Annotated in this window: 20 protein-coding genes; 6 read left to right on the forward strand and 14 right to left on the reverse strand. The window is 65.2% G+C overall.

Going from position 1 to position 24,467, the window contains the following annotated elements; translation table 11 throughout:
• Positions 1-162 precede the first annotated feature (162 nt).
• From ACODSP_RS17055 to ACODSP_RS17085, 7 genes are all read right to left on the reverse strand, one after another.
• Positions 163-1,290: a beta/alpha barrel domain-containing protein gene (locus tag ACODSP_RS17055; RefSeq protein ID WP_488966764.1), complete on the reverse strand. Its 1,128-nt coding sequence runs from the start codon at positions 1,288-1,290 to the stop codon at positions 163-165.
• Between the two features lie 86 nt (positions 1,291-1,376).
• A complete protein-coding gene (locus ACODSP_RS17060; RefSeq protein WP_488966765.1) occupies positions 1,377-2,567 on the reverse strand; it encodes a DUF1501 domain-containing protein in 1,191 nt (396 codons plus the stop codon).
• 2 nt (positions 2,568-2,569) lie between these two features.
• Positions 2,570-3,895 carry a DUF1800 domain-containing protein gene (locus tag ACODSP_RS17065; protein WP_488966766.1) on the reverse strand — a complete coding sequence of 442 codons (1,326 nt, stop codon included), beginning with the start codon at positions 3,893-3,895 and terminating at the stop codon, positions 2,570-2,572.
• Between the two features lie 28 nt (positions 3,896-3,923).
• Positions 3,924-4,403: a periplasmic heavy metal sensor gene (locus tag ACODSP_RS17070; RefSeq protein WP_488966767.1), complete on the reverse strand. Its 480-nt coding sequence runs from the start codon at positions 4,401-4,403 to the stop codon at positions 3,924-3,926.
• Entirely contained in the window at positions 4,400-4,861 is a 462-nt protein-coding gene (locus tag ACODSP_RS17075) for a hypothetical protein (RefSeq protein ID WP_488966768.1), read from the reverse strand. The genes ACODSP_RS17070 and ACODSP_RS17075 overlap by 4 nt, the downstream gene beginning before the upstream one ends.
• Before the next feature lie 40 nt (positions 4,862-4,901).
• Complete coding sequence (locus tag ACODSP_RS17080) at positions 4,902-5,552, reverse strand: RNA polymerase sigma factor (RefSeq protein ID WP_488966769.1); 651 nt, start codon at positions 5,550-5,552, stop codon at positions 4,902-4,904.
• Between the two features lie 14 nt (positions 5,553-5,566).
• On the reverse strand, positions 5,567-5,977 hold the full coding sequence (locus ACODSP_RS17085) for an EF-hand domain-containing protein (RefSeq protein WP_488966770.1): 411 nt from the start codon (positions 5,975-5,977) through the stop codon (positions 5,567-5,569).
• A gap of 273 nt (positions 5,978-6,250) precedes the next feature.
• Here ACODSP_RS17085 and ACODSP_RS17090 point away from each other — a divergent pair, with 273 nt between their 5' ends.
• The 3 genes from ACODSP_RS17090 (at position 6,251) to ACODSP_RS17100 (ending at position 8,828) form a co-directional block, all read left to right on the forward strand.
• Positions 6,251-7,072, forward strand: a complete 822-nt coding sequence (locus ACODSP_RS17090; protein ID WP_488966771.1) for a hypothetical protein — start codon at positions 6,251-6,253, stop codon at positions 7,070-7,072.
• 96 nt (positions 7,073-7,168) lie between these two features.
• The gene (locus tag ACODSP_RS17095) at positions 7,169-7,909 is read left to right on the forward strand and encodes a metallophosphoesterase family protein (RefSeq protein ID WP_488966772.1); all 741 of its coding nucleotides are present in this window, start codon (positions 7,169-7,171) and stop codon (positions 7,907-7,909) included.
• Between the two features lie 67 nt (positions 7,910-7,976).
• Positions 7,977-8,828 (forward strand): class I SAM-dependent methyltransferase, encoded by an 852-nt coding sequence (locus ACODSP_RS17100; RefSeq protein ID WP_488966773.1) that lies wholly within the window; start codon positions 7,977-7,979, stop codon positions 8,826-8,828.
• A 1-nt stretch (position 8,829) separates the two neighbouring features.
• On the opposite strand, the gene ACODSP_RS17105 is transcribed toward ACODSP_RS17100, so the two are convergent.
• Positions 8,830-11,346, reverse strand: coding sequence for a cation:proton antiporter (locus tag ACODSP_RS17105; protein WP_488966774.1), 2,517 nt, complete (start codon positions 11,344-11,346; stop codon positions 8,830-8,832).
• Positions 11,347-11,599: 253 nt separating this feature from the next.
• Here ACODSP_RS17105 and ACODSP_RS17110 point away from each other — a divergent pair, with 253 nt between their 5' ends.
• A complete protein-coding gene (locus tag ACODSP_RS17110) occupies positions 11,600-13,846 on the forward strand; it encodes a GGDEF/EAL domain-containing response regulator (RefSeq protein WP_488966775.1) in 2,247 nt (748 codons plus the stop codon).
• Positions 13,847-13,993: 147 nt separating this feature from the next.
• Here ACODSP_RS17110 and ACODSP_RS17115 read toward each other — a convergent pair whose 3' ends face one another.
• The 6 genes from ACODSP_RS17115 to ACODSP_RS17140 all read right to left on the reverse strand — a co-directional run bounded on the left by ACODSP_RS17115 (position 13,994) and on the right by ACODSP_RS17140 (position 21,606).
• The gene (locus ACODSP_RS17115; RefSeq protein WP_488966776.1) at positions 13,994-15,622 is read right to left on the reverse strand and encodes a diguanylate cyclase; all 1,629 of its coding nucleotides are present in this window, start codon (positions 15,620-15,622) and stop codon (positions 13,994-13,996) included.
• Positions 15,623-15,682: 60 nt separating this feature from the next.
• Positions 15,683-16,195 (reverse strand): hypothetical protein, encoded by a 513-nt coding sequence (locus ACODSP_RS17120; protein ID WP_488966777.1) that lies wholly within the window; start codon positions 16,193-16,195, stop codon positions 15,683-15,685.
• The gene (locus ACODSP_RS17125; protein ID WP_488966778.1) at positions 16,192-18,264 is read right to left on the reverse strand and encodes a protein kinase family protein; all 2,073 of its coding nucleotides are present in this window, start codon (positions 18,262-18,264) and stop codon (positions 16,192-16,194) included. Before ACODSP_RS17125 ends, ACODSP_RS17120 begins: the two co-directional genes overlap by 4 nt.
• A gap of 193 nt (positions 18,265-18,457) precedes the next feature.
• A complete protein-coding gene (locus tag ACODSP_RS17130) occupies positions 18,458-19,789 on the reverse strand; it encodes a putative bifunctional diguanylate cyclase/phosphodiesterase (RefSeq protein WP_488966779.1) in 1,332 nt (443 codons plus the stop codon).
• Between the two features lie 279 nt (positions 19,790-20,068).
• Entirely contained in the window at positions 20,069-20,509 is a 441-nt protein-coding gene (locus tag ACODSP_RS17135; protein ID WP_488966780.1) for an NfeD family protein, read from the reverse strand.
• A 29-nt stretch (positions 20,510-20,538) separates the two neighbouring features.
• Complete coding sequence (locus ACODSP_RS17140) at positions 20,539-21,606, reverse strand: SPFH domain-containing protein (RefSeq protein WP_488966781.1); 1,068 nt, start codon at positions 21,604-21,606, stop codon at positions 20,539-20,541.
• Positions 21,607-21,800: 194 nt separating this feature from the next.
• On the opposite strand from ACODSP_RS17140, the gene ACODSP_RS17145 reads away from it, so the two are divergent.
• Together ACODSP_RS17145 and ACODSP_RS17150 are read left to right on the forward strand one after the other, a co-directional pair.
• Positions 21,801-22,286: a CreA family protein gene (locus tag ACODSP_RS17145; RefSeq protein WP_488966782.1), complete on the forward strand. Its 486-nt coding sequence runs from the start codon at positions 21,801-21,803 to the stop codon at positions 22,284-22,286.
• A gap of 158 nt (positions 22,287-22,444) precedes the next feature.
• Complete coding sequence (locus tag ACODSP_RS17150) at positions 22,445-24,187, forward strand: hypothetical protein (protein WP_488966783.1); 1,743 nt, start codon at positions 22,445-22,447, stop codon at positions 24,185-24,187.
• Positions 24,188-24,467 lie beyond the last annotated feature (280 nt).

Below are 24,467 nucleotides of genomic sequence, written 5' to 3' on the forward strand. Positions count from 1 at the left end.
CCGCGTCGATCATCGCTGCCGACAGGTCAGGCGCTTGGCCCCTGGGTCCCGGCCTACGCCGGGAAGACGATGAGAGGTGCTTCTAGTCAAAGTTAAACCGATCGAAGAATAGAACTGAGTTTAGGGCGGAAGGGGAAAGGGGGCGTGCGACCGCCCCTTTTTCTATTTCCGCAGCAGGAATTCGCGCCCGACCTTCACCCGCTTCACCCCGTCATAATCGACAATGTCGGTGGTGGCATAGGTTTCGGACCATTTGTCGGGCAGGTAGCTGCCGGTGCCGATCACGTCGATGGGCGCGCCAGCATCGGCCATGATACGGCATTTTTCCGGGTTGAAGCCGCTGGACGCCACGATCTTCACCTTGGGGAATCCGGCCGCGTCCAGTTGTTCACGCAGGTAGTGGATGGATGCTGCCGACACGCCGGCCCCGATCAGGTGGCGCAGTTCGCTTTCGTCGCGATAACCCCGGATGCTGTGCGGCGCGTGGCGTTCCAGCACGGCGTAGCTGGTGGGCGGGTCCAGCCCCTCCAGGAACCGTCCGCCCGGCGTGTCGATGCGAAGCGACAGGTCGCCTGCCGCCGCCATATCGGGGAACCGGCGGCAGACGGCAAGCGCGTCCGTCACCTCACGCCCGAAATAATCGACCAGGACGGTCATGGGCTGACCAGGGAAGGTCTCCGCATACATTTCCGCCGCACGGACGGTAGACCCAGCATAGCCGATCAGGGCATGGGGCATGGTGCCCAGACCCTGGCTGCGCCCGAAATAATGGGCGGTGGCGTCGGTGGCATTGCCGATGAAGCCCATGGCCCCGTCGCGCCGCCGGGCGCGCGCGGACCCGACGGATGCCGCATAGGCCATGATCTCCGCCATCTCCGTGCCCGCACAATGGCGGGCATCCATGGCCAGGAACGCCACCTTGGGCAGGCCCGCGCACATCATGTAGGCGTTGTAGGCCGCCACACAGGCGGGACCCAGCTTCATCAGGAACAGGGTCTCCAGTTCCGCCATCTGGCTGAACGGGCCGGTGATCCACATCATGGGTTCACCGGCCCCCACCCATTTCGTTTCCTCATAATTCAGCTGGATATCGGGGGTGAAGCCGCGTTCGGCGGCCACGGCGCGTAGCCAGTCCAGAGCCAGACGCGGGGCGAATACCACGGGCCGGCGCATGAACACGGCATAGGTGACCTTCTGATCGCCGAATTTTTCCACAATCGCGCGTGTGCGCTGGAAATAGACGTCGGTCCACTGGGCGACGGCATCGGCGGCGGGGGGCGTCTGGGTCATGCGGCAAGCATCCTGAAAGGGCTGCCGATGATAAGCCGATCCCGCCCCCGGCTGGCAAGACATGCCCACCGCCGGGGCCGATCTTTCTACGCCCGCACCAGTTCCGCCAACCCCCGGACCGATTTGGCCTGTGGGAAGACATAGCGGTCGATATCCGCCGCCGGCAGGCCCAGATGACCGGCCAGCACACCCTTCAGCAGGGCGCGCATGTCGGTGGTGGGGGCCAGGTCGCGGCCTTCAAACAGCTTGTCATCGCGCAAACCCGGCCAGTCGCCCAGGACTCGACCCCCATTCAGGGCACCACCGGCCATAAGGGCCACGCCCGCCGTACCATGGTCGGTGCCGCCGGTGCCATTGGGGCGGATGGTGCGGCCGAATTCGGTGACGACCGCGATCAGGGTCTGATCCCAGACGCCCTGCATGCTGCCCCGCAGGGTCACCATGGTTTCGGCCAACTGACCCAGGGCGTTGGACAGGCGGCCCTGTACTGTGCCCTGACCGACATGCGTGTCCCAGCCGGACAGTTCCAGGGTGGCGATGCGTGGGCCGGCTGGGTCCGACAGCATGCGGCCCGCCGTTTCGGCCAGGATCAGTCGATCCTTGCCGCCATCCCGCTTCTTGTTGCCATCCATGCCATTGGCCATGTCGGCCACACCCAGCCCGGCCATCAGGGCGGGGCCCAGCACGGGATCGCTGCTATACAGGCCCGCCACCCGGTCCATGAAATCCATGGTCGGTTCCGGCAGGGGCGACGGGGCCCAGCTGGCCACCGGCACCGATCCGCGCAGCACCAGCGGCACCCCCTGGCCGAGCGATAGACCTAGCCCCTTGCCCCCGCCATCCAGGCGGGCCAGGGCGCGGTTCAGCCAGCCACTGTCATCGCCGGCCCGGATACCGCCGGTATCCAGCAGGTCCTGCGCATCAAAATGGCTGCGGTCGCGATAGGGGGTGGCGATGGCGTGGACGGCCAGAAGCTGTTTCTGCCCCCACCATTCATGCAAGGGGGCCAGCGCCGGGTGCAGGCCGAAACGGCCATCCAGGTCCAGGACCCCGCCTTCCTGCCCCGGTTCGGCCAGGGCCAGCGTGCCGCGCACAGTGCGGTAATCCGGGTCGGCATAGGGCACGACAGCCCCCAGCCCATCCATGGCCCCGCGCAGCACAATCAGCACAAGGCGGCGGTCGGTGCCCGCCGCGGCCAGCGACAGGCGCGGGGATGATGCCGCCAGAAGGCCGGCGGCCCCGGCAGTGGCGATGAAATGACGGCGATGCAGCATCATGATCACCTCCGTTGAAAGGCGGGGGAAGACAGAACCAGACCCAGCGCCTCCGCCGGGCTGGGCGCGCGGGCCACGGCCTGACGCAGGCCGTCATCGGCCAGATCGCCCAGGGCCGTGTCGACAAAGGCGCGGGCGTCCAGCTTCGCCCCCAGCCGCTGCCCGAAGGCCAGCGACCAGTCGATACGGCGCAGGATGGCATCCGGGCCCGTCCAGTCGGCGGCCTTGTCGGGCCAGCCGGCGGGTGAGGGTGCGGCAAAGGGCATCTGGCCCAGCAGGTTCATCGCATTGACGATCCGGTCATCCGGTATCTCCACGGCACTGGCACGCAGGGTGGCGGTGATGAAATCATTAGGGCTGCGCATCTTGGACAGCGGCTGTGCCCAGGCGGCATCCATCCTGACCAGCGTTGCCGTGACATGGGCCAGATCGCCCCGGCTGTCGTGGAAGGCCTTGGCCAGCGCGGTGACGGCGGCGGGCGGCGGATCATCGGCGATGAAATGCCGGGCCAGCTTGTGTGCCACATGGTTGGCGGTGGCCGGGTGGGCGCACAGCATGTCGATGGCGGCTGCCGCCTCCGATATCCCGCTTTCCGGGATGCGCTGGCCCAGCAGGACCTTCTCCCCCGGCTGATGCCGGCGCGGGGCGAAGGTGGCGGTGCCGCGTTCTTCATCCAGGGTCCAGCCTGTCAGGACCAGGGCCATGGCCCGCACATCATCCTGATGATATCCGGCATCGACGCCCAGCAGATGCAGTTCCAGCGCCTCCCGCCCCAGATTCTCATTCAGGCCCTTGTCGCGCTTCTGCCCAGCCTTGCTGTCCGGCCCGATCGACTGCGCATTGTCCAGATAGATCAGCATGGCCGGATGCAGGATGGCGGCGCGCGCCATGTCGCGGAAATTGCCCAGGATATGGGAGCGGATGGCCTCATTCTCATAGGCCAGCCCCAGGGGCGCGATCACGGGGCGCTGGGTCGATACCGTGAAATGGTTCGACCAGAACTGCACCAGCCGTTCCTGCAACGGGGCATCGCTGCCAGCGGCCAGACGGGTGCGGATCGCGATATCGGCGCGGTACTGCTCGCGCGCCTGCTTCTTGGCCATCTCTTCTACCTCGCCCTTGGCCTTGCGCGCGGCCAGCATGGTGGCGACACGCGGCGCGGAGCCTTGGTGTTGGTCAAGGATGGCGGGCAGGGGGCGGGGGGTGAGCTGGCTTTCGACCCAGCTGCGCGGATCGGATTTGACCTTGTCCAGGTCACCCGGCCCGGCACCAAAGCCGAAGCGCGACAGGGCATGCGCGGCCAGGGTTCCTGGCGCGGTGGTCATCACCATGGTCAATCCTCCAGACAGGAGTGGGTGATCAGTGTCCCGGTGGGGGCGGCGGCGGATGGGGCGGCCCATCCTTGTCCGGCTTGCCCTTGCCCCCGCGCTGGGGCGGTGGGGGCAGGGTGCCGGCAGCCTGGGCCGCTTCCATCCGCTCAACGATCGTGCGGTGCAGACGTTCCTGTGCCTGGCCCATCACCTGCCGCAGGTCGGCCAGGGCGGCGGTCGTGGCGGCGGCATCGAAGGGGCGTTGGCGCAGGCTTTCGGTGACGGCGCGGCGGGCGGCGCGGAAGGCCTCCATCTGCGCCTTCACGTCCTCATCCTTCGGGCGCATGGCCTGATCAATCTCTGGGCGCAGCGGTTCCGGCACCAGCCCCATCAGCCGTTCCACACTGCTGGGTGGTCCACCACCGCCACCGCCGCGCAGCCAATGTCCGGCAAAGATGCCCAGCACGGCCAGATTGCCGGCTGCCGACAGGACCAGCAGGACGGACAGGATCAGGGTCGAGCGTTTCATTCCGCATTCTCCGCGTCGGCGGCATCAAGATAGGGTGTATCCCCCAGCATGGAGACCAGATCCTCCCCCGCCACCTGTTCGCCGGCTGAGGCCGTGGGCAGGGTCACCAGCTGACCATAGCCAAGCACAAAGCCGATCACGCCCGCCGCCGTCACCGTCGCCATACCGGCGGTCCAGCGCCGCCAGCCGGCCAGAAGCAGGTGTGCCAGCGATGGGGCTGCGAGGCTGCGCGGATGATCCAGCGGGATATCCAGGATGGCCCGGCGCAGATCGGGGCTGGCGCCCGTGGCCGGCAGATCGGCCAGCGCCGCCTCCAGAACCTGTTCTGCCGCCAGCAGGTCGCGCAGGTCCGCATCCACCGCCAGCGCCCGGTCGGCGGCAAGGCGCAGGGGGGCGGGCCAGCGTGACGGGTCGGCCCCGTACCGGTCCAGAAGATCAAGGAATTCGCGTTTCGTCATGGCAGCCACCTTTGGCCGGTCCGTTCACAACAGATATTCATCATGTGCCCCATCCTGCCAGCTTTTCCCGCAACGCGCGCCGCGCGCGGACCAGCAGGCTTTCCAGGGCCTTGACGCTGACATCCAGCGCCTTGGCGGCTTCCGCATTCGACAGGCCGCCATCATAGGTCAGTGTCACGGCGGCCCGCAGCCGGTCGGGCAGATCGGCGACGGCGGCGGCCACCGCCTGCCTTGTACGCTGGTCCGACAGGGACCGTTCCTGGTCCATGTCGGGATCGACGGGATCGCCCGCCACCTCCAGCGGTGCCATGGGGGTCCGGCGCGTCCGGTCCAGGCACAGGTTGGTGGTGATCCGGTAGAACCAGGTGCCGAACCGCGCCGCCGCCGGATCGAACCGGTCGGCATGGCGCCAAAGCCGCAGGAACGCCTCCTGCGCCACATCCTCGGCATCGGCCTGATTGTTCAGGATACGGCGGGCGATGGTGACGGTGCGGTCCAGATGGCGGTCGACCAGCAGACCATAGGCCCGCCGGTCGCCCGCCGCGACCTTCGTCACCAACGCCTCGTCCGTTTCACCCGCATCGTCCAAAATAACGTCCTGCCTGCCGCGCGCCCATGCGCCGGTCCCATCGGGGGGCGGCGCATCCGTCCCCACCACTCTACGTCCCGACAGGCTGGCCGTCATCGTCATCGCGGGACTTGCCGTTACTTGCCGTCGCGCTTGTGGCCGCGATGCTCACCATCACGGACCGGCTTGAAGGCCGCGAATTCGGCAGCGGTCACGGTACCGTCCTTATCGGTATCCATCTTGTCGAACATCGCCAGTTCGCGGTCCTGGCGGGCCTTTTCCCGGGCGGCCTCAATGGCGGCGGGGAAATCGGCGCGCTTCACCTTGCCGTCGCCATCCTTGTCCAGGGCCTTGAAATGGTCGGCCTTGATGGCGGCGCGTTCGGTATCGTCCAGCTTGCCATCCTTGTTGGTGTCATACTTGGCCAGCATCTCTGCCCGGCCCGGCCCACGGGGACCGTCAGCGGGACCCATCGGCTGGGCAAAGGCGGTCAGCGGGGTGGCCAGCAGGGCCGAAACGGCCAGGGCGGCAAGGGTGCGGTGGGTCATGGTCATATCCTGAAACTCCGTTTGGGAATGGGGCCGCCGCGATTTCCTGCGGCGGGGAACAGGGGCGTTTCAGGCGCCATATCGCCCTTGTTCAATCCTGATACGGACGATGGCGGGGAACCCTGCATTCTGACTTTTAGGAAAAAGATGTATTGCTAACGGATTAGTGATAATAACCGTATGTTAATACTGTCGGTGATGCGGGTCAGGGCAAGGATCGGCTCATCTTCGATCGGGGCAACCAAGGCGATGGCGCCGGCACGGGAGAGCAAGTTGAGGGGGGTCGTCTACGGGCGCAGCCTTGATTTCAGGCCGCAGCCGCCCGACCCGGATGTGCTGGGTTCGCCGCTTAAACTGACGGATGTCGAGATTGTCAGGTTGCCGCAGAAGGGCTGGCGTGATCATCTGCGCCTGTTTCTGCAATCATCCGGTCTGACCTCTGTTCCCACGGTGGTCCGCGTGCGCTGGCAGGCGCATGAGGTGATCGACTGGCTGCAATCCTCGCTTTTGTCCAAGGGCCGGGGCAAGCGGGCCTCCGTCTCCCATCCGTTGCAGATGATGTCCGCCATCGAATTCCTGATGGCGATGCCCGGCGAGTTGGAGGCGGAGCGGCGGATCATGCATACGCTGATCGGTCGCGCCCTGCTGGAATATCGCAAGCGGGTCAGCGCCAACCGCGAACGGCCCCTGAGCTTCACCAAGGAAGCGACCACGCATTTCTTCGCGGGCTTCAAGGAACAGCAGATGCTGGCCAAGACCAGCACGCCGGGGGAGCAGTTCGCGACCGTTCAGCGTATCTACAACAGCTACTATTTCTTCCGCGCCTACTACATCTTCGCGATCATGGCGCGCGAGCCGGGGGATAGTGGCAGCAAGCTGTTTTCCAAATTCATGCGCGCCTGTTTCTTCATGTCCACCATCCAGGATGACGGGACCATCGCGCCGAAACCCTCTTATCGCCAGTTGCCGCCCAAGGAACATGTCGTGTTCCTGGCCAAGCGTGATGTGGCCCTGCAATCACGCCTGCGCGAGGATGAGGCGCTGCGCAGCGAGTTGCAGAACATGTTGCGTTTCTTCCGGCCCCTGCGCGGCTGAAGCGGCTCTCTTGTCCTCCTGACAAAGCCTTGCTTTGCGGCCCCCGACATCGCTGTCACCATGCCGCCCTGACCAACAGGGGGGAGGAAAAACAGCATGCGTATCGCCGTCATTTCCGATGTTCACGGCAATCTGGGTGCCCTGACCGCCGTTCTGGCCGATATTGACCGGCGCGGTGTGGATCAGGTGGTGGATCTGGGCGACAAGCTGTCGGGCCCCCTGTACCCCGCCGAAACCGCCGATCTGATGAGGGGCCGCGACATCCTGCATATCGCCGGCAACCATGAACGCCAGCTGCTGGAACTGCCTGTTGCGAAGATGGGCATGTCGGACCGGCTGGCGCATGAGGCGCTGACGCCGGCGCACCGGGACTGGCTGTCCACCCTGCCGGCACAGGGGGAGATAGCGGGGGGAGAGGTCTGGCTCTGTCATGGCACGCCCAATTCTGATCTGATCTATTTCCTGGAGGAGTTGGGCGACTGGGGCAGCCGTCCGGCAGCGGCCGCCCTGGTTGCAGAGCGGGCCGGGGACATCCAGGCGCCGGTCATCCTGTGCGGCCATTCCCATGTGCAGCGGGCGGTGCGCCTGCCCGACGGGCGGATGGTGGTCAATCCCGGCTCGGTGGGCTTGCAGGCCTATCGCGATGATTTCCGGTTCCCCCACCGCAACGAAATGGGCAGCCCGCATGCCCGCTACTGCCTGCTGGACCGGGCGCGCGGTACCTGGGCGGTGACCATGGTGGAGGTCGCCTATGACTGGGATGCCGCCGCCGATCTGGCGGCTTCCCGTGGTGCCGACGGCTGGGCCGGTTCCCTGCGCACGGGCCGGGCGGGGTGATGTCTTCCGGCGCGGCGGGGGATCGGATAGGCTGTCCGCCCATTCGACAGCAAGGATACGCCGCCGCATGAACCCGCACGTGCCAGAGAGCGACGGCAGTTATCTCTATTACGACAGCGACTATCCCTGGCCGGAGGATCTGGCGACCGACCCGTCGCTGCATGCCGCCGCCCTGCGGCAGGGCATTTTGCATGACGTGCCGCATTATGTCGGTCTGGCCAACGAACTGGCCGATCTGCTGGGCCGGGCGCCGAAGCTGCTGGAACTGGCCTGCGGTACCGGGCGGCTGTCGATACCGCTGGCGCGGGAAGGTTTCGCGGTCACAGGTCTGGACGCGTCGGTCACCATGCTGGCGGGACTTGCCCGCCGGCTGGAACGGGAAGCACCGGAGGTCGCGGCACGGGTGACGGCAGTGCAGGGTGATCTGCTGCAACTGGATGTGCCGGTGAAGGACCATGATCTGGTGATCATGGGCTTCAACATCCTGATGCTCCTGGCCGATTTCGAGGCGCAGATCATTGCCCTGGAAAAGGTGCGTGATCACCTGGCGCCGGGCGGCATTCTGGCGCTGGATGTGGTCAACCCGCTGGTCATGCCGCTGGGTGCCACCCAGGCACCTGAAGTCAGCTACAGCCGGGTGAGCCGGCGTACGGGCAATCTCTATACGAAATTCGCCCTGGTCGGGACGCTGGATGACCGGCAGGTGCAGCGCAATTACGGCTGGTATGATGAGGTGGTGCCCGGCGGTGCCGTCCGCCGCACCCATTACCATTTCGACTGGCGCCCCATCTTCCGGTTCGAACTGGAACTGATGCTGCGCCTGACCGGGTTCAACCCGATCCGCGTGGATGGCGATTTCCAGGGGACGCCGTTCGATGCAGGATCGGCCAAGATCGTGGTCGTGGCGCGAAGGTTGTGAGTTACGCCGAGAGGCGTTTTTCAATCGCCTGATCGATATGGGTCTTCATGTCCGGGTCGCTGCTGTACAGGCGGTTGAATTCCCGCTTGTCCAGCAGCAGCAACTGGCAATAGGCGATGGCGGTGACATCGGCATTGCGCGGCTGGTCCAGGACCAGGGCGATCTCCCCGAAGAAATCGCCGCTGCCCAGGCGGATGGGCGCATCCAGGCCCGGCACATGCACCGCCACGGCCCCCGACGACACGAAATAGACCGTGTCGCCGCGCTCGCCCTTGCGGACAATGGTTTCCCCCGGAAAATACAGGCGCGGGCGCAGCAGCCGTTCGATCCGCAGCAGCCGGTCCGGCGGCAGGCCGGTGAACAGCGGCACACGGCTGATCAGCTCATGCGTGGCCAGCCCCAGATCAAGCTTGGGCGGGCTGCTGACCTCCTGCCAGCGTTCCCGCAGGTCACGTTCCAGATCGTTCAGGATTTCCCTGCTGATCAGCGCTTCCTCGAACAGCGACTGGGTCGACCGTTCCTCCATGCGCAGGCCGGCGCGGATCAGGTACTGCGACTGTACCGCGTCCAGATATGCTGGGTATTGCAGGCGGATGCTGTCCAGCGCCTCTTCCACCACCTTCAACCGGGTGGTCAGGCGGGTGCGCACCGCCTCTGCCGCCTGTTTGCCCAGCATGGGGACAAGGCGGTCGCCCGTGAACTGGTTCAGTTCGCGCAGGCAGAAGCGCAGCGCCGTCAGCATGGCATAGCGTTCGGCCAGCCGCGCCGATACCGGCCGCTCCCACCCGAAACGCCGGTGCAGCCACAAGGCCGTGCGCAGGGCGCGGCCGGGCTTCAACTGCTTGGCCGCCGCCTTTTCATAGGCGGGGGCGCCACCGGTCTTCAGCGCATCCTGCAACCGCCCCGCGACGGCGGTCAGCGTCTGCACCGACAGGCGGGAGATCACACCGTCACGGAAATAGGCGAGATAGCGCTGTTCCTCATACCGCGCCAGCGTGGACAGGCCGATAAAGACCCGGTCATCCAGTGACAAGGGACCATAGCGGCTTTCCAGGTCCAATTGTTCCTGCGCCAGTTCGGCACCCCGTTCCAGCAGGGGATCGACGGCATGCACCACGTCCAGCCCGAAGCGTTCGGCCACATTTTCCAGGTCGTGGCGGACATTCGACAGGGACAGGCCCACAGCGCGGTTGCGCAACGCCAGTTCCACAGGCGTCAGCCGGTCCAGGCGCAGCACGCGGATCAGGGGGCGCAGGGTGGTGCCCTGCACGAACAGGGTGAACAGCACGAAACCCGTCACCACGACGGCCACATGTTCCTGGATATAGTCGGGCAGCGACTGATGCTCCGTTACCGCCAGCGCCAGAGCCAGCGACACCGCACCGCGCAAGCCGCCCCAGGTCATGACCAGACGGAAACGGTTGCTGATATGGTCGGACGCGCCGACCCAGGACAGGACGGGCAGGATGCCGAAGATCACCAGGGCGCGGGCCACCAGGGCGGCCACGATCAGGGCGGCCAGCAGGGCGATATGGCTCCATTTCGCCTCCATCATGGTGGGCGGCACCAGCATGGAGGCGAACAGGAAGATCAGGGAATTGGCCCAGAAGCCCAGCTGGCTCCACACCTGTTCCAGGCCGGACCAGCTTTCGGGGCTGATGCGGGTGCGCCCGGCGGACGCCATGACCAGCCCCGCTACGACCACGGCCACCACGCCCGACACATGCAGATAATGTTCGCCCAGGATGAAGGAGAGATAGGCCAAAGCCACCGTCAGCGTGATCTCCGACAGGGTCTGGCTGCGCAGCGGCGTGACCACCAGCGCCGTCAGCCAGCCCAGCAGCCAGCCCACGGCCACCCCGCCCACGAACTTGAACACGAAGTCGTACGCGGCGGCGACCAGATCCGGCTCCCCGCCCTGGGTCAGGATGCCCAGCAGCAGGGTGAACAAAACGATCGCGGCGGCATCGTTGAACAGGCTTTCACCCTCGACCAGGATGGTCAGGCGGCGCGGCGCGCCCAGATCGCGAAAGATGCTGACGACGGCGGCGGGATCGGTGGTGGCAATGATGCTGGCCAGCAGCAGGCAGACGATCAGCGCCTTTTGCGTCGGCATGCCATGCCACAGGCCCCAGACCCACCACATGGCAAGCCCGGCCACCAATGTACAGACCAGCACCGCCACGATGGCCAGCAGCAGGATCGGTCCCAGATCGTCCAGCATGCGCCGGACGTCCACACCCAAGGCCGTTTCGAACAGAAGGACCGGCAGGAAGATATAAAGGAATGCGGCGGAGGTCAGCTCCACCTCGCCCACGGCATTGATGAAGGCCGTGACGGGGCCGGTCACCCCCTGTTCCATCCCGCCGCCCAGATGCAGCAGCAGCCCGATACCCACACCCAGGGCGGCCAGCACGACCGTATAGGGCAGGCCCAGACGCTTGGCCAGCGGCGGCAGCAGGCTGACCAGCCCCAGCAGGCCGGCAACAGCCAAAAGCGTGTTGATCAAGGTTTCCATGGATGCGGCACACGCGGCAGGGCGGGCGGGAATGGGGGGCAGAATGGCACGGATGGAACGCCTTCCGCCAGCCTTGGCACCCGGCGTTGGCGGAAGGTCGCCCCTGCGCCATGCTTGCCGCTGCATGATGGTTAGCGTAAGTTAATTGCATTGATTCAATGATCTTGATGAAAAGAAGGCAGCCACTCCGGGGCGGGTTCAGGCGGCCAAAGAGGACAGGGACGGTCGTCAGGCCGATCGGGGGGCGAGCGTAATGGCGGATGACCTGCTGGACTTTGCGGCGGAACCGGCACCGGTGCCGGCAGCCCCGTCGCTGCCGCCATGGCTGGTCCTGATCGTGGATGATGATCCGTCTGTCCATTCCGTCACGCGCCTTGCCCTGCGCGACATGGCCCATGCGGGCCGCAAGCTGCTGTTCCTGTCGGCCTATTCGGCGGCTGATGCGCGCCAGATGCTGGCGGTTTATCCCGACATCGCCCTGATCCTGTTGGATGTGGTGATGGAGGCGGAGGATTCGGGTCTGCGCCTGGTCCGCACCGTGCGGGAGGAGATGGGAAACCATGATGTCCGCATCATCCTGCGCACCGGTCAGCCGGGACAGGCGCCGGAGCGCGACGTGGTGGAGCGGTATGACATCAATGATTACCGCGCCAAGGATGAACTGACGGCACGGCGTCTCTGGACCTCCGTCTATACGGCCCTGCGCGCCTATGAGCAGATCCGCGAACTGGATGACCACCGGGCCGGTCTGACCCATGTGCTGGATGCCACGGCCCGGTTGTTTGGCGAACATGACCCCGAACGGCTGGCCCATGCCGCCGTGAAGGCGCTGGCCACTGTTGCCGGGCCGGGGGCGGGCGTGCTTCTGGTTCGCTGTGACCGGTTGCCCGATGGTACGGCGGGCGAACCCCGCCTGCTGGCTGGGATCGGGGAGGGCGGTCTGGCCATGACGCCCGGCTCCCTTTCGCATCTGGTGCCGGCGGAGATCGGGCAGCAGGTGGCGGCGGCGCTCGCCTCCGGCGCGCCGGAGCGGGGGAGCGGCTGGTTCGCGCTGTCCAGCGCCCTGTCTGGCGAGGCCGCCATTGTCCTGCACCTGTCGCGTCTGCCGCCGGGCCGGCACCCCGATGTGGGGACCCTGTCGCTGTTCGCACGCACCGTCGCCGTCAGTCTGGAAAATGTCCGGCTGGTGGCGCAACTGTCCCAGGACCGCACCCATGACCGCGCCACCGGTCTTCTGAACCGCCTTGGCTTCATCCAGGCCATCGAGGGGCGGTTGGGGCAGATGCAGGCGGGCAACGCCGACACCGTCGCCGTCGGCATCATCGACCTGCGCCATTTCCGCGATATCAACCAGGAACTGGGCGTGGCGGCAGGTGACCGGCTGCTGGTCAAGACCGCCAACCGTATTACCGCTGCCGCCGGCCCTGGCGCCATCTGCGGACGCACAGGCGCGGATCAGTTTGCCCTGCTGCTGCCCGGCGCGCCCATCCTGTCCGCCGCCCGCGATCTGGTCCAGGCTGTGGTGACGGCGGTCAGCGAGCCGGCGATGCTGGCGGGTCGGGAAGTGCATCCCATGTCCTCCCCCGGCCTGGCCTGGTGCAATTGCGCTGGCCGGCATGGGGAGGAGCTGCTGGCCCGTGCGGAGGAGAGCATGCAGGCCTCCAAACGCGCCTATGGCCGCCTGCAGGAGGTGGTGATCGGCGCGGACCGGGAGGAAGGCGGGCGCCTCGGTCTGACCATGGAACTGGGCACCGCCCTGAAACAGGGGCAGTTCGAGCTTTATTACCAGCCCATCGTCGATGCCGCGACGCGGGAGGTGGTGGCCTTTGAGGCGCTGGTGCGCTGGAACCACCCGTCGCGCGGGATCGTCATTCCCGCCGCCTTCATCCCCACGGCGGAAGAGACGGGCCTTATCGTGCCCATCGGCACCTGGGTGATGCGGGAGGCGGCGGTGCAGACGGCGGAATGGACCCGGCGCGCGGGACGCCCCGTTTGGGTCTCCGTCAATATCTCCGCCGCTCAATTGTCGGAACCGGGCTTCCTGGACAATGTGCGCAAGGTGATCGCCGACAGTGGCGTTGATCCGACCCTGCTGAAGCTGGAGGTCACGGAAAGCACCATCATCGGCGATCCGGCGCATGCGGCGGAAATCCTGACGGGCCTGCGGGATCTGGGCATCCGGCTCTGCATGGATGATTTCGGCACCGGCTATTCCAACCTGTCCTACCTGCAGACCCTGCCGTTCGATTTCCTGAAGGTGGACCGCGCCTTCGTGTCCAGCATGATCGACCGCTTCGAAAGCCGCACCATCCTGCGCACCATGCTGGCCCTGGCGCAGCAATTGGCGCTGGAGGTGGTGGCCGAAGGGGTGGAGACGGATGAACAGGCGGACGAGCTGTCACGCCTGGGCTGCGGCTTCCTGCAGGGCTATCTCTATGGCCGGCCTATGCCCGCGCTGGATGCGGGCCGTTTTATCGGGATGGCCCCGGTGGGGGCGTGAGCTAGAGCGTGTTTCCGTTGACCGGAATCACGCTCTAGCTTTTCGTTTCCTCAAGTGCCGGCGCTGCATCCGCGCTCGGGCTTACTCGGCACGTGCCGCGCGGCGGCGGTCGCCGCCGGAGCTGTTTCCGGTCAACCGAAAACAGCTCTAGCCCATGACCACGCGGTTGCGGCCTTCGATCTTGGCGGTGTAGAGGGCGCGGTCGGCACGGTTGAGCAACTGATCCAGCCCTTCCCCTTCGGCCAGCATGGCGACGCCGACGCTGACGGTCAGCAGGCAGGGGTCCACCACGTCCGTTCCCATGCCCTCAACCGAGGCGCGCAGCCGTTCTGCGGCGGCCAGGGCACCCGCGATCCCCGTATCGCCCAGCAGGACGGCAAATTCCTCCCCGCCGATACGGCCCATCACATCCTGATCGCGCAATGCCTGCCGGCAGGCGCTGCGGAAGGCGATCAGGCTGGCATCGCCGGCGGCATGGCCGAACCGGTCATTGATCGATTTGAAATGGTCGATATCCAGCATCAGCAGCGACAAGGGCGTGCCGGTCAGCCGGGAGCGGGCCAGTTCGGCCTGCGCCTTGTCCAGAAAGGCGCGGCGGTTGGGCAGGCCGGTCAGGGCATCCACGGTGGCCAGTTCGCGGAAATGCGCCTCCAGCCGCGTCCGTTCCGCCACCTCCGCCTGCAGGCGCTGGTTCAGGTTCCGGAAACGCGCGGTGACCAGACTGACGGCCAGGGTGATACAGGCCAGCGCGGCAAAGGCCGCATAGAACCATGTCAGGTCGGGCTGATGATCGGGGATATAGAGAAAGCCGCGCAGATCGACATCGCCGGGCACCAGTCCTGCCGCCGCGAAACCCTGCGCGATATGCCGCCAGCGCCCCTCATGCATGTAGCCGACCTCCACCATGTCGGCCATCATCAGGCGCGCCATCTCATCCGCTTCGAACAGCAGGCGTGGCCGTTCCAGGCCGGGGGCATAGGTGCGCAGGATCAGGTCGATGGCGGCGTCGGGGTTTGACAGGGCGTCCCGCCAGCCGCGCAGGCTGGCCCGGCGGAAGGCCTCCACCACGGCGGGGTTCTCCCGCACCATGCGTTCGGAGGTGAAGATGGTATCGCCATAGAAATCGATGCCCGCCGCGCGCGGGGAAAACACCTGATAGGGGATACCGGCCACGCGCAGGTCATAGGGTTCGCTGGTCGTGTAGGCCGTGATGGCATCAACCTCCCCCTTGATCAGTGCCTCCACCGACCCGCTATGCGGCAGGACCGTCAGCTTGTCCTCTGGAACGCGTTCGACCGCCAGATAGGCCAGCAACTCCTCCGCATGGGTTTCCAGCATCAGCCGGTGGCCGGGCAGGGCATGGACATGCGGCGGGCCGGTATCTGTGCGGGTCAGCAGGACGAAGGGCGAATGCTGTAACAGGACGGCCATGGCCACCACGGACCGGCCCTTCACCCGTTCCACCAGCAGGCCGGCGCTGCCCACGCCGAAATCCGCCTCGCCATCGGTGACGCGCTGGGCCGCATCCATCGTGGGCCCACCCTCCAGGATGCGGACATCCAGGCCGGCCTCCCGGTAATACCCCTTCTCCAGCGCGATATAGAATCCCGCCCCCTGGAACTGGTGTGTCCATTTCAGCTGCAGCCTGACGGGTGTCAGCAGGCCTTCGCCCGCCGCCTGGGCCAGAACCGGCGATACCCAGAAAAGGGTGCAGACTAGCAGGGCCAGAACCCGACCCGTGACCGGCAGAAGGAAGGCATGCTTGGGTATGGGCATTGCCGCGATCTTATGGGGATTACTTGGACCAGATTACACCAAATCAGGTGCCGGGCATGGTCAATCTTGCGGGTCGTCGATCAGGCCCGCCGGTTCCGGCTTGTCATCGCCCTTGCCCATGATCTCCGTTCCCCAATCGGCGATCAGCAGGCCGCGCCGTTCCTCCAGCTCCTTGATCTTGGCCTGGCTGCGCAGGCTCATGATCGCGGCGACGATCTGGGGGATGAAGAAATACATCAGCCAGCCGATGGCCGCCGCGCCGAACATGATCAGCCAGGTGCCCGGATCGGCCAGCATGCGCAGCGTGATGGCCATTTCATGCCCGCGCTGCCACAGCCGGACGATGAAGGGCGCCACCCCGCACAGGTTCATGGCACCGACCGTCATGGCCGCCGATTTCTCCGGATCACGGTCGATCAGGTAGGCGACGAAGGTGGGCGCCAGACCGGCCAGCAGCAGCACGCTGGTCGGCATCATCATCAGGCCCGCGGGGGCCAGCAGCAGCAGCAGTAGCAGCGCACTGCCGCCGCCGTTGCGCCGCTTGGGCGGGCGTTTACCAAGCGACGCGCTCATGCCAGCCTCAGCATGTAAAGGACGGTGCCGATCATGGTCATCCCGGCGACGATGGCGGTGACCACGGCGGCGATCTGCCGCCCGGCGCCATCGGCCAGGGCCGCCTTGTCATTGGCGCTGGATTTCAATTTCTCGATCTGCCGCGTCAGGCCTTCATACTGGCGCATCGCAGCCAGGAAGCCCTTATCGTCGGCGCGGATGACATCGACATTGTCGATGATGCGAACAATGGCATCCAGAACCCCATCGCGCGCCACATTGCTCACTTCCGCCTTCATGCGGTCGCGGGTCTCCCGGTTCTTGAAGCGCTTGAAGACCGGGTCCATCAGCGACACCAGCCAGCCGCACAGGTTGGGCAGACGGGCGGGGCCGAACCGGTTCTGCACATCGGCCAGCACCGTGATCATGGCGATCATCCGCCGCGCCGGATCATGCGGGTTCGACAAAGGCACCAGCAGCCGGTCGTTCAGCTTCTTGTGGTGCGTGGTGATATAGCCCAGCACGTGCCGGTCCACCGGGTCGCGCCCCCGGTTCGGCTTCAGGGCGATCTGGTCCAGGGCGGACAGCAGCTCCGCCGGGCTCAACACATAATGGTCGCGCAGTTGCGGTGACAGGCAGGGGCAGGAGGGGCACAGTTCGTAGACGATACGTTCGATCCCGAACCCCATGCCGACATGTTCCAGCAGGGCGCGGTAGCCGTCATAGGCCTGCACCATGGGCACATATTCAGGCCGGAAATCGGTTTGGCAGTTGACCCAGAAATGCGGGAACTGCGCCAGGACGAATTCGGCAAAGGGCTGCACGCCACCATTCTGCCAGATGGCCTCCGCCAGCGCCGTGCCCAGACCGTCGGGCAGCACCGAGATGCCGCGATAGCGGATGGGCGACGGCGGGTCCAGCGCGATGGAGACGCGCGTGACCAGCTTGTCCTCCTGGCTGGCGCCGCGTCCGCCGGCCCCGGCAGAGGCGATGGCGGTCTGCATGGCCTCTGCCCGCGCCTCATCCCCCACCGACCGGCGCACCCATTTCTCCACATCGCCGCGTTCGATCAGGGCGGCGGCGGCGGCGCTGTGCCGGGTCAGCGACCGGGCCAGCGCCCGGCAATGCATCAAATCCTCGCCCTGGAACTCAAACGGGCGGGCACCACGGCGCGGCACCTGCGGCTGCTTGGGCGACATGCGCCGACCCTGCAGCCACAGATCCAGGTCGGAGACGGACCAGCGCTGCTTGGGATCATCGATCATCAGGCCGCGCAACGGCTCCACCAGGCTTTGCGGCAGGCGCACCTGGCTGGTCAGGGCCGGATAGGTGCCCTTGTCCATCTTCAGCTTCAGGACGCTTTCATCATCCAGATCGGCCAGCGGGTTGCGGCCCAGATAGAGCACCAGCAGCGTGACGCCCAGCGCGTAGAGATCATCGGCAACGGTGCCGGGGCCGCGCCCTGCCGGCTGTGCCATTCCGCGCTCAATGGTCTCCACCAGCAAAGGCTGGCCATAGCCGACGGGTGTCGACAGGCAGTCGCCGATGGTGACGGTGGGGGAGGCGGGGTCCTTCTGGAACAGGTTGGTGGGCCGGATAGCGCCACAGGTCATGCCCCGCGCATTCATTTCCCGCAGCGCGAACAGCAGTGTCGGCATCAGCGAACGGCTGATCGTATCGTCCGACATGGGTTCGCGCGTCTCGCCCATATCCTGCATGACCCGGCGTCCGCCGGGCCGTTCATAGATCAGGACGAAACGCTTCTTGCCCTCCGGCGTCCAATCCACCGTGCCCCAGTCCATCAGGCGCAATACCGCCGGATTCTCAATGGCGCGGTAGGTGGCCATCATGTCGATGCGGGCCGGCACGGACCGGTCGGTGACGATGGCAAAGACTTCCGTCTTGCGGTCCCGGCTCATCCGCGCCGCAAAAGCGGGGCCACCTGCCGAATCCAGGGCCGGCAGGGCTGTGCCGGGCATGATCTCGCACCGCCCGCCCAGATCGACGGGCGACGAGGGGGCCATCATCTCCGCTCCACGGCGCGGCGGCGGCGGGGCGTGCTTCTCGTCAAGGTCGGCGCTGCTGGCCATGATCGAAGGGGGCGCTCCGGTCGGATGATCGCAAGGGCGGGGGAATGGTTCCGCGCGATCATCGCAAACCATGTGCGAATGCACAATGGCGGGTGGCTGCATGCAGCCGAAAGAAACAGGCACCTGAACTTTGGCCTAATGCGCCTGTCTATACGTCAATGCTTGCGCCAATGGCGGCGGATCAGTCCTGGCATCAGGCGGCGTGGCGCAGATCCAGGATGCGGCCCGCGCACATGGGGCGGTAATAGAAATAGCCCTGACCATAGTCACAGCCGGCCCCGGCGACAGCCACCAGCTGGCGGATATGCTCGATCCCTTCCACCACCGTCCGCATACCCAGATCATGGGCCAGTTCGGCGATGAAGCGGATGATCGTGGCCTGGCGCGGGTTGCGCAGGACGTTGTCCACGAAGCTCTTGTCGATCTTCAAAGTATTGGCCGGGCTTTCCACCAGCAGCGACAGGGCCGAATGGTCCCGCCCGAAATCGTCAATGCCAATGGAAAAGCCGGCATCGGCCAGCCGGCGCACCTGTACCATGGCACGCTCGTCTGTCAGCATGCCTTCGGTGATCTCCAGTTCCACCTTCCGGCGGTCCAGGTTCAGACGCGCACATTCATCGACCAGGATTTCCAGGACAGAGGCGTGGCTGGGTTCCACCAGCAACTGCACGGGGGAGATATTGATGGCCATGGAAAGGTCCATGCCGTCGCGCCGCCAATCCGCCTGCTGGCGTAGCGATTCCCGGATCAGCCATTCGCCCAGCGGATTGATGGTGCGGGTCCGTTCGGCCACCGGTATGAACTCGGTCGGTGAGATGGGGCCCAGCTCCGGATGCGACCAGCGCATCAGCGCCTCCACCCCCGTCACGCGGCCCGAATGGATTTCGACCTTGGGCTGATACAGCAGGGAGATGCCGGCGCCGGCCCGGCTTGCCCACAGCCCATCCTCAATGGCGCGGCTGCGGGCCAGACGCTTGCGCAGGTCGCTAGCGAAGAAGCCCACGGACCGGCCCTCATTGACCGCATCACGCCGTGCGATACGGGCGGCCACAACCAGCATATGCATATCGTCGGCGGCTTCGGGGTAGGAGGCCACGCCGCAGGTGATGGAAAGATGATAGGCGTGGCTGCCAATGACGACCGGGGCCTCCAGCGCCCGGTTCAGGGCCTCCAGACTGTCGCCCGTGTCGGGCAGCAGGGCCACGAAACGTTCACTGTCCAGACGTGCCAGCAGGACATCATCGCCAAAGGCCAGTTCCAGGCGCCGCCGCATGGCGTGCAGCAGTTCCAGCGCCTCCTCGTACTCCATGCGGGAGACGATGCCTTCGTAATTGTTCAGCTCAATGAAGACCACATGCGGATGTTCCCCCGCCATAACCATCATGGGCAGCAGGCGGCTTCCCTCGCGGATGAAGCCGTGCTTGTTCAGCAATCCCGTCAACGGATCGCGCAGGGCGACAGGGGTCCGCGGCGCCATGGCCGAGACGGCGTCGTCGCCTGCACGAAGGTAATGTACCCGTTGCATCTGAACCCTACCCATTATCTTGCAATCCATTGCAACATCATGGGCCATAATGATTATTTTGTCAGATGTGCAGAGGGATAGTTGATTGTATCAATCAATAAATTCTTCGTTAATTATTAATCACAAAGTATTCAATGAATATCCAATCGCCAACGTCGTGAATACATACTTTGGTGAGGGTGCTGGAAACCGGAGAAATCTTCTGGTGCAATATGTTACGGGCATTCGGGTGTCATGCTGCTTCCACCGGAAACAGAATGACACCCCTAGAGTGTTTCCTTATGCACCTTCCACGCGCAGGATGGCGCCATCGACGCCCGTGACCCGAACACGGCTGCCCTGCGGAAGATCGGCGGCACCGGCCACCCTCCAGATGCCGTCTGCGACACGGGCCCGGCCATAGCCGTTCACGATCGCTTCCTCCAAGGTCAGCACCTGTCCCAGATATTGCTCTCCGCGGCGGTTCAGGGTGCCTGACTGTGTATCGTCAGGGTCCCGCCGCGCCAGCAGACGCGACAGGAACCAGGCCAGCACCGCCAGCACACCAAACAGCACCAGCTCCGTCACCAGCCCGATATCGAAGACCAGGGCGGCGACCCCAACCAAGCCTGCCGCCCCGCCGATCCACAGCAGGGCGGCTCCCGGAATGAACATTTCCAGAGCCGCCAGGACCAGCGCCAGACACCACCAGTACCAGTAGAGAACGCGTACCCCTTCCATCGCTTCCTCCCTTCATCCGGTTAGATGTTTCAGGCGCCGCTATTGTCGCCCCAGGGCGACGGCTGCTGCTGTGCGGACTTGATGGCGGCGACTTGTTCGGCGTTGGTTCCGCCGGTGGCGGGCAGGGCCGACGCCGCCGGCTTGCGGGGCGGTTTGGGTGCCGGCGGGATGGTGGGGCCGCCGCCATCGCCCTTGAACGCGTCCTTGGCCAGTTCGGCCAGACCGCCCAGCGAGCTGATGATGCCGGTCGCCTCCATCGGCATGAAGAATACCTTCTGGTTCGGGCTGTGCGCGAATTCCTTGAAGGTGGTGAGGTATTGCTGGGCCACGAAGTAATTGATGGCCTGCACATTGCCGGCGGATATGGCATCGGACACCATCCGGGTGGCGGCGGCTTCTGCCTCGGCCTCACGCTCACGCGCTTCGGCATCCCGGAACGCGGCCTCGCGGCGGCCCTCGGCCTCCAGGATCGCGGCCTGCTTCTGGCCCTCGGCCTTCAGGATTGCCGCCTGCCGGGCACCCTCGGCCTCCAGGATCAGGGCGCGGCGCTCGCGCTCTGCCTTCATCTGGCGGGCCATGCTGTCCACCAGATCGCGCGGCGGCTGGATATCGCGGATTTCGATGCGGGTGACCTTGATGCCCCAGGGTTGTGTCGCCACGTCCACCACATGCAGCAGTTGGGCGTTGATGCGATCGCGCTGCGACAGCAGTTCGTCCAGGTCCATGGAGCCCATGACGGTGCGGATATTGGTCATGGTCAGGTTCAGAATGGCGATCTGCAGCTGGCTGACCTCATAGGCGGCCTTGGCGGCATCCAGCACCTGATAGAAGACGACGCCGTCGACCTTCACCATGGCATTATCCTTGGTGATGACCTCCTGGCTGGGCACATCCAGCACGATCTCCATCATGTTCATCTTGGCGCCGATGGCGTCGATGAAGGGCACGATGAAGTGAAGGCCGGGGCGCAGCGTGTGCGTATAACGCCCGAACCGTTCGATCGTGTATTCCTTGCCCTGCGGCACGGTCTTGATGCCGGCGAAGGCCAGCAGGATACCGAACAGGGCCACAACGCCTGCGAAGATCGCCAGTTCCATATTTTGGTTTCCCCCCTTGAACCCATATCCCCAGCATCGCATGTGGGATGGTGGAAAGGCGAGCGCAAGTGATCGGCCACAACCATTAACCGATTTTCCGACGGGACCGTTTCCACCCCGCCCTTGCCCCAGCCATCCAGCCGGCATAGCCTGCCGGCCATCGGTCCCTTTTTCGGATTTTCAGGAGCCTTGCCATGCGCCGCTTCATTGCCGCCCTGCTGTTTCCCCTGGTGCTGGCCCTGCCGGTCGCGGCACAGGAGGTGGTGGGGGAGTTCAGCAATGACTGGACCGGGAACGAGCTGGACATCACGGCCTTTCCCGATCCGGAGGTGAAGGGCATCACCTGTCACATCGTGGATTTCGATCGTTCCGTCTGGGACCGGCTGTCCAAGGGCAACTGGTTCGAGGACCCGTCCAACGCCTCACTGGCCTGCCGGCAGACGGGCGCCATCAGCATTGGCGATATCGACCTGTCCAAGCGCGGAGAGGCGGTGTTCTCCGAACGCAAGAGCCTGGTGTTCAAGTCGATCGCGGTCCGCCGCATCTATGACAAGGCCAATGACACACTGATCTATGTCGTCTACAGCCGACAGGTGAAGGACGCGTCGGCCAAGATGTCGATCAGCACGGTCCCGCTGTTTGCCGCCAATCCCACCTGGGAAAAAGGCAAGCCCAAGTGATCAGGTGACCCGTGTCTGCGGGTGCTTCATGGCTTTCCTTTGGCAAAACCCTACAAATGGGTTAATACAAGGTTTATCTGAAGCACCGTTCGGTGGTATGTATCGCCTGTCCCAAAGGGACGATGCATACTCCAAAATGGGGACCGAGGGTCATGTGGATGACGAGCCTTGTCGGGGGCGGCAAGGGTTCTGCCATTGGGCGCCGTTTGAATTTCGAGGTTCAGACCTTCAAGGCCGATCACTGGGTCATTGAAGAAAGTCTGGCGACCGAGGAAGAAGCACGGGCGCTGGCTACCAAGCTGTTGCCGAACCGCGACGGCGTGCGCATCATTCGCGATTTCGCGGGTGTTCCGGGGAAACCCGCAACGGAAACCATCATCTTCTCCGAAATGCGGGAAGCCAAGGGCAAGACCATCGCGGTTCAGCCCGTGGATGACAGCCCCGTCTGCGCCGAGAGCAAGGATTATCTGGAGGCGGAAAGCCGCCAGACCATCTCAAAGCTGCTGCGGCAATATCTGGAAGACAAGGCGCTGACCGCGTCGGAGCTGCTGTACAACGCGGCGGAGATGAAGCGCGCCATCAATTTCGAAAATCTGGTGCCCACCGCCGTGGGCCGTGTCGCCACCATTCAGGGCAAGGTGACGGGCCAGGATGTGCGCGAACGCCGAGACATCATCTATTCCAGCCTGACCGATCTGCGCGGCAAGGCCGAAGAAGCGCAGAAGCGCGCTGGTTTCAGCGTGAAGCAGGACGGGTTCCGGGGTGCCTTGGACAAGGTCGAGGCGCTGTGCAACGGCGACGTGGCCGAGGCCGATTACCTGTCCAAGGTCATCCTCTGCCGCGATCTGGTGCAGATCCGCAATCTGCTGGGTAAGGTGGAATGGCTGCTGGAAAGCGCCGGTGACGCCGCCCAGAACAAGGCCGCCCATATCCATATCATCGACACGTTGGTGGCCGATGCCAGCAGCTTCCAGTCGGTCATTCAGGACCTGCTGGGCCGGCAGCCGGACCTGGGCACGGCCCTGGGCCGCATGCTGGACATGGTGGAAGGCAAGTTTGAGCCGACCGAGCGTGAAATGGCGCCGCCCATCGCCAAGGTGTTGAGCCAGTGGCTGGGCATGGGCCACGCCCCGCAGACCTATCAGGTGGTTCTGGAAGCGTTCCTGCGCAGCCTGCGGGGAACCGCCCCCCTGTCGCGTGATCCTGATCGCAACCGGGCCAGCTTCAACACGCTGGCCGCCCGCGTCGTGACGCCGACCGGTCTGTTCGGCGGCTCGCGGATGGCGGATGCCCTGAGCAACGGCTATCTACGCTTCATCGAACAGGGTGGCGGCGAGGGCCGGCGACTGTCGATCGAAGGGGTGATGACCCTGTTTCCCGCCTGGCGCGACCGGACGCTGTATCTGGCCGAACTGGCCGGTGGGGATGTGGGCCAGCGGGAGATGGATACGGTGGTGGCGCGCCTGCGCAACTGCCTGTCGACCGACCGAGACGTCAACAACATGGTCGGCCTGCAGGTGCCGCTGAAGCCCAAGATGCAGGCCATGGCGTCGCTCTACACCGCCATCAACCAGTCCAAACTGCCCGACGATGTGCGACCCGGCATGGCCGACCGCATCGACGAGATGGTGGCCAGCTATATCTTGCAGGCCAAGGTGATCGAACGGCTGGACGATCCGTCCGCCTCGCTGCGCATCCGCGCCACCCGCCTGATGCAGTTCGCCGCCAACGACGTTCTGTCCAGTCCCAAGGCCCGTCGCATGGTGCGGGACCAGATTGTCGGCCTTCTGCGTCAGCCCAATTTCGACGGCAAGTTCGTGGAGGGGTTGAGCACCCCGCAGGAACAGGCCAACGCCCTGCGGCAGTTCTACGGCCTGCTGCGTCAGGCGCAGTTCATGTGAGGTTGGGCATCGACGCAGCGCGTGCGTCACGCCAGCTTGATCGTAGCGCGGATTAGCGCAGCGTAATCCGCGGAGCAACGTCGGGGTTTCCGCGGATTACGGCTACCGTCTAGAAAGTGTTGAGATTCAGGGCGTAATTTCTCTAGAGCGTGTTTCCGTTGACCGGAATCACGCTCTAGCTTTTCGTTTCCTCAATCGCCAGCGCTGCATCCGCAGCTTGGCTTGCGCGGCACGAGCCGCGCGGCGGCGGTCGCCGCCGGAGCTGTTTCCGGTCAACCGA

Source organism: Niveispirillum sp. FG156, from assembly GCF_057809555.1.

Bases quoted from the DNA above. Each gene is read 5' to 3' on its own strand.
- ACODSP_RS17070 (WP_488966767.1), bottom strand. From the start codon at position 4,403: ATGAAACGCTCGACCCTGATCCTGTCCGTCCTGCTGGTCCTGTCGGCA.
- ACODSP_RS17110 (WP_488966775.1), top strand. From the start codon at position 11,600: ATGGCGGATGACCTGCTGGACTTTGCGGCGGAACCGGCACCGGTGCCG.
- ACODSP_RS17150 (WP_488966783.1), top strand. From the start codon at position 22,445: ATGACGAGCCTTGTCGGGGGCGGCAAGGGTTCTGCCATTGGGCGCCGT.
- ACODSP_RS17140 (WP_488966781.1), bottom strand. From the start codon at position 21,606: ATGGAACTGGCGATCTTCGCAGGCGTTGTGGCCCTGTTCGGTATCCTG.
- ACODSP_RS17095 (WP_488966772.1), top strand. From the start codon at position 7,169: ATGCGTATCGCCGTCATTTCCGATGTTCACGGCAATCTGGGTGCCCTG.
- ACODSP_RS17115 (WP_488966776.1), bottom strand. From the start codon at position 15,622: ATGCCCATACCCAAGCATGCCTTCCTTCTGCCGGTCACGGGTCGGGTT.
- ACODSP_RS17080 (WP_488966769.1), bottom strand. From the start codon at position 5,552: ATGACGATGACGGCCAGCCTGTCGGGACGTAGAGTGGTGGGGACGGAT.
- ACODSP_RS17085 (WP_488966770.1), bottom strand. From the start codon at position 5,977: ATGACCCACCGCACCCTTGCCGCCCTGGCCGTTTCGGCCCTGCTGGCC.
- ACODSP_RS17125 (WP_488966778.1), bottom strand. From the start codon at position 18,264: ATGGCCAGCAGCGCCGACCTTGACGAGAAGCACGCCCCGCCGCCGCCG.
- ACODSP_RS17130 (WP_488966779.1), bottom strand. From the start codon at position 19,789: ATGCAACGGGTACATTACCTTCGTGCAGGCGACGACGCCGTCTCGGCC.
- ACODSP_RS17100 (WP_488966773.1), top strand. From the start codon at position 7,977: ATGAACCCGCACGTGCCAGAGAGCGACGGCAGTTATCTCTATTACGAC.
- ACODSP_RS17105 (WP_488966774.1), bottom strand. From the start codon at position 11,346: ATGGAAACCTTGATCAACACGCTTTTGGCTGTTGCCGGCCTGCTGGGG.
- ACODSP_RS17145 (WP_488966782.1), top strand. From the start codon at position 21,801: ATGCGCCGCTTCATTGCCGCCCTGCTGTTTCCCCTGGTGCTGGCCCTG.
- ACODSP_RS17075 (WP_488966768.1), bottom strand. From the start codon at position 4,861: ATGACGAAACGCGAATTCCTTGATCTTCTGGACCGGTACGGGGCCGAC.
- ACODSP_RS17135 (WP_488966780.1), bottom strand. From the start codon at position 20,509: ATGGAAGGGGTACGCGTTCTCTACTGGTACTGGTGGTGTCTGGCGCTG.
- ACODSP_RS17065 (WP_488966766.1), bottom strand. From the start codon at position 3,895: ATGGTGATGACCACCGCGCCAGGAACCCTGGCCGCGCATGCCCTGTCG.
- ACODSP_RS17120 (WP_488966777.1), bottom strand. From the start codon at position 16,195: ATGAGCGCGTCGCTTGGTAAACGCCCGCCCAAGCGGCGCAACGGCGGC.
- ACODSP_RS17055 (WP_488966764.1), bottom strand. From the start codon at position 1,290: ATGACCCAGACGCCCCCCGCCGCCGATGCCGTCGCCCAGTGGACCGAC.
- ACODSP_RS17060 (WP_488966765.1), bottom strand. From the start codon at position 2,567: ATGATGCTGCATCGCCGTCATTTCATCGCCACTGCCGGGGCCGCCGGC.